This is a genomic window from Bacillus sp. JJ1609, from assembly GCF_036967045.1.
In the GTDB taxonomy this organism is placed as follows: domain Bacteria; phylum Bacillota; class Bacilli; order Bacillales; family Cytobacillaceae; genus Mesobacillus.
Map to the genome: position 1 here is coordinate 59162 of NZ_JBALSS010000008.1, position 3404 is coordinate 62565.

At 40.4% G+C, this 3404-nt stretch carries 5 protein-coding genes; 3 read left to right on the forward strand and 2 right to left on the reverse strand.

Annotated features, from left to right (window positions below; genetic code table 11):
- Positions 1 to 118 precede the first annotated feature (118 nt).
- Positions 119 to 430: a metal-sulfur cluster assembly factor gene (locus V7654_RS09065; RefSeq protein WP_335430024.1), complete on the reverse strand. Its 312-nt coding sequence runs from the start codon at positions 428 to 430 to the stop codon at positions 119 to 121.
- 206 nt (positions 431 to 636) lie between these two features.
- The gene (locus V7654_RS09070; RefSeq protein ID WP_335430025.1) at positions 637 to 1404 is read right to left on the reverse strand and encodes a prolyl oligopeptidase family serine peptidase; all 768 of its coding nucleotides are present in this window, start codon (positions 1402 to 1404) and stop codon (positions 637 to 639) included.
- A 301-nt stretch (positions 1405 to 1705) separates the two neighbouring features.
- On the opposite strand from V7654_RS09070, the gene V7654_RS09075 reads away from it, so the two are divergent.
- The 3 genes from V7654_RS09075 to V7654_RS09085 all read left to right on the forward strand — a co-directional run bounded on the left by V7654_RS09075 (position 1706) and on the right by V7654_RS09085 (position 3011).
- The gene (locus V7654_RS09075) at positions 1706 to 2524 is read left to right on the forward strand and encodes a Cof-type HAD-IIB family hydrolase (protein ID WP_335430026.1); all 819 of its coding nucleotides are present in this window, start codon (positions 1706 to 1708) and stop codon (positions 2522 to 2524) included.
- A 142-nt stretch (positions 2525 to 2666) separates the two neighbouring features.
- Positions 2667 to 2819 (forward strand): hypothetical protein, encoded by a 153-nt coding sequence (locus V7654_RS09080; protein WP_335430027.1) that lies wholly within the window; start codon positions 2667 to 2669, stop codon positions 2817 to 2819.
- The gene (locus tag V7654_RS09085; RefSeq protein ID WP_335430028.1) at positions 2820 to 3011 is read left to right on the forward strand and encodes a DUF3813 domain-containing protein; all 192 of its coding nucleotides are present in this window, start codon (positions 2820 to 2822) and stop codon (positions 3009 to 3011) included.
- Positions 3012 to 3404 lie beyond the last annotated feature (393 nt).

Genomic DNA, 3404 nt, shown 5'->3' on the forward strand with positions numbered 1-3404 from the left:
AACCTTTGAATTGTCATCGTAAGGGATAAAACCACTTTTTACTCGGGCATTCATGAATGAAAAAAAGCAGCAAGGGAGCTCCCTGCTGCTTTTTTAACAAACATCTTAAACTTGAACCTTAGTCTCTAACACCAAGCGCGATTTTCGCGTAACGTGACATCATGTCCTTTGACCAAGGTGGGTTGAACACGATATTTACTTCTGATTCTTTTATCTCAGGAAGGTCTGCAAGTGCCAACTTTACTTGTTCGACGATTGTGCCGGCAAGCGGGCATCCCATCGAAGTTAAGGTCATTGTTACAGTTGCCAGGCCTTCTTCGTTCAAATCAACATCATATACGAGCCCTAAATTAACGATATCGACGCCAAGTTCAGGGTCAACGACCATTTCAAGCGCACCCATAATGCTATCTTTTAAATCTTGATCCATTGGTGAACACTCCTTTGTAATGCTTGTACTAAGCTCTTTTCATAAAATTTTGCTACTTTTACATTAATGGGTCAGGAGCTTGTCGAAAAGCGTCCAAAACCATTTAGTAAGCGAAAAAAAGCATGATTCGGAAAACAAAAGTCTATGGGAAAACAGCCTATTTCTATCATAACAATGATTCATAATCATTTAAAGCGTAAAGGCATTTATATATGCTTTTCAAACCAGTTCGCTGCCGCGACAACGCCTGCATTCGAAACTGCGTGGCCTGCCTTTTCATCTGTTATGAATTCGAACACTCCTTCTGTTCCCTTGTAGCTTTTCCTGTTTTGCTCATAAAAATGATATGCACTATGATACGGTACGACTTTATCCTGCTTTCCATGCCAGAACAACACGGGGCGGCTATTTAATTTTTCCGGCTGAAGGCTCAAATCATATTGTTTAAGCTGATTCAATAATGCCGAGATTTCATCTTTAGATAAGCCTAACTTAACATTCCGTTTTTCCATTTCATTCAGCTGCCATAGCGCAAATTGTTCATACGACGGATTGCCCATCAAGCTGACTGCGGTTTTTATCCAATCATATTTCGCTAAGGCACCAAGTGTTGTGATGGCCCCCATGGACGTCCCGGCAATTCCGATTTTCGATGGATCCACCAAACCTGCTTCAGTTAGGTTGTCCTTAATAATTGATAGCTCTTCAATAGAGGTAAGGACGATTTCCCAAAAACGGAACCCAAGCTCCATCTCGGAGAATCCCGCTGCTCGCTCCCCATGGTATTTTGCTTCAGGCATCACTACCCTGAAGCCTTTTTCAGCGAAAAGGTAAGCTGCGTGCATATTCCTTTCCTTCGTGCTTGTAAAGCCATGAAGAAAAATAATCAAAGGCATTCTGTCTGAAAATTGCTTTTGTTTTACTATATGGAGAACGGGAATATCTTTAATGCGTTTCTTTTCGACTAAAATCAACGTTAAACCCTCCTGGATATGCTTGAACAGAAATTCCACAGTTATCCTTAAAGCCGAATTTACCGCTCTGTAAAATTAGAAAAATGATTTTTTTACAATTTATATGTAAAATGGTTAGCATAGTGGATATAAGATAAATTTATAACCAATCCAATATATGTATTGTAGAACTCTTATGAAAAAAGAGCCACTCAAACGCATATCATTAAGAAAAGTGTTAGCGCCTTAGTGAGCGTGGCCGGAGAAAATCCGGCCAGGCGCTGAAACCAGATATCTAAAACAGTTGGAAGAAGGAGTTTTTATGGCTGAAAAACATTTAATCGCATTAGACCTAGACGGTACTTTACTAACAGACGATAAAAGAATTTCCGAAAAAAATAAACGAGTAATCCAAAAAGCGCGTGAAGAAGGCCATATTGTCATGATTGCTACTGGAAGGCCATTCCGTTCCAGTGAAATGTACTACCATGAGCTTGAGCTTGATACACCGATCGTAAACTTCAATGGAGCTTTCATCCATCATCCTCTTGATACAAAGTGGGGTGTGCACCATTCACCTCTGTCAATTGATGTGGCGAAGGATATTGTTGAAGCGCTTGATGATTTTAAATACCACAATATCATCGCTGAAGTAATAGACGATGTATACGTTCATTATCACGATGAAAAATTGATGGATATATTCAATTTGGGCAATCCGAATATCACAACTGGAGACCTTAGAAGGTACTTAAAGACCTCTCCTACAAGTATGCTGATCCATTCTGAAGAAGAAGATGTAAAAAAAATCCGTGCACACCTGTCTGAGGTGCATGCTGAAGTGATTGACCACAGAAGCTGGGCAGCTCCATTCCATGTCGTTGAAATTGTTAAATACGGTTTGAATAAGGCTGTAGGCTTAAAGAAAGCTTCTGACTATTTCCAAATCCCTCCTGACAGGATCATTGCTTTCGGGGATGAAGACAATGATTTAGACATGCTTGAATACGCGGGACGCGGGATCGCTATGGGCAATGCGATTGACGTGGTGAAAAATATCGCAAATGATATCACCCTGACGAACGAAGAAGATGGAATCGGAGTATATTTAAACGATCTTCTTAATTTAAAAGCTCTTTAATAAAGAAGTATTACCCTGAAATTGCCGCTGCCAATTTGCACCTTCAAACGGGTTTCCGATTGATTCGAATCCTGAAGGAGCATACTAGTATTGAAGCGGCTTAGAGCCTGTTTCAATTCGCTCGTATATGGAGGGGTAAACGATGGGTAAAAGCAATAAATCCAAACGTTTTGTTCAGCAAGGTGCAGATACTGTTTCCAAGCATAGTCAACGAATCCCTTACCACACCACATATGCCGAGGCTGAAGCGCAAAAAATGGCCAATGTTAAAGAGTCCTCTTTAGGAGGAATATAAATGGGAAACAGGCTTTTTCAGGAAGCAAGAAAAGCTGTACAATTAGCAAAAACAACACAGCCTGCGGAACAGACAGCGGCTATCTCTACCGCTAAAAACGCTCTTTCATCAGCCTATGCCAATACGACAATGGCTGAAAAAGAGCAGCTTCGGTCATATCAGGACGAGCTGAATTCGATTGAAAACAAGTAAAAGAAAAGCTGGCGGATTTTTTCCGCCAGCTTTTCTTTTTAAACTTTTATCAACAAATCGATGACTAGAGAGGTAAGTGCAGGACTCCAGTGGGCATGTTAGAGATGGTTTGATTCGATCTAGAGATCTTTTTCATCATCCAAGCGCCATGTTGCTCATGAGAGAAATCAGTCGACCTCCACTACGAAATTTTCGATTTCCGCCGGAGGGTCGAGTCTTCATCATTTGGACTAGAAAACGTTAAATTAATCCACCGAAATGGCCCCTTGGATCCTTGTTAAAACAATAAATGTAAAAAGAGGGCGCCAATAAGACCTATTGGTTATCTAAATAAACATATATTGGAAAATGAAGGCGGCAATAATCACTATTGATTACCCAATTAAACATAAA

Bases quoted from the DNA above. Each gene is read 5' to 3' on its own strand.
- V7654_RS09065 (WP_335430024.1), bottom strand. From the start codon at position 430: ATGGATCAAGATTTAAAAGATAGCATTATGGGTGCGCTTGAAATGGTC.
- V7654_RS09075 (WP_335430026.1), top strand. From the start codon at position 1,706: ATGGCTGAAAAACATTTAATCGCATTAGACCTAGACGGTACTTTACTA.
- V7654_RS09080 (WP_335430027.1), top strand. From the start codon at position 2,667: ATGGGTAAAAGCAATAAATCCAAACGTTTTGTTCAGCAAGGTGCAGAT.
- V7654_RS09085 (WP_335430028.1), top strand. From the start codon at position 2,820: ATGGGAAACAGGCTTTTTCAGGAAGCAAGAAAAGCTGTACAATTAGCA.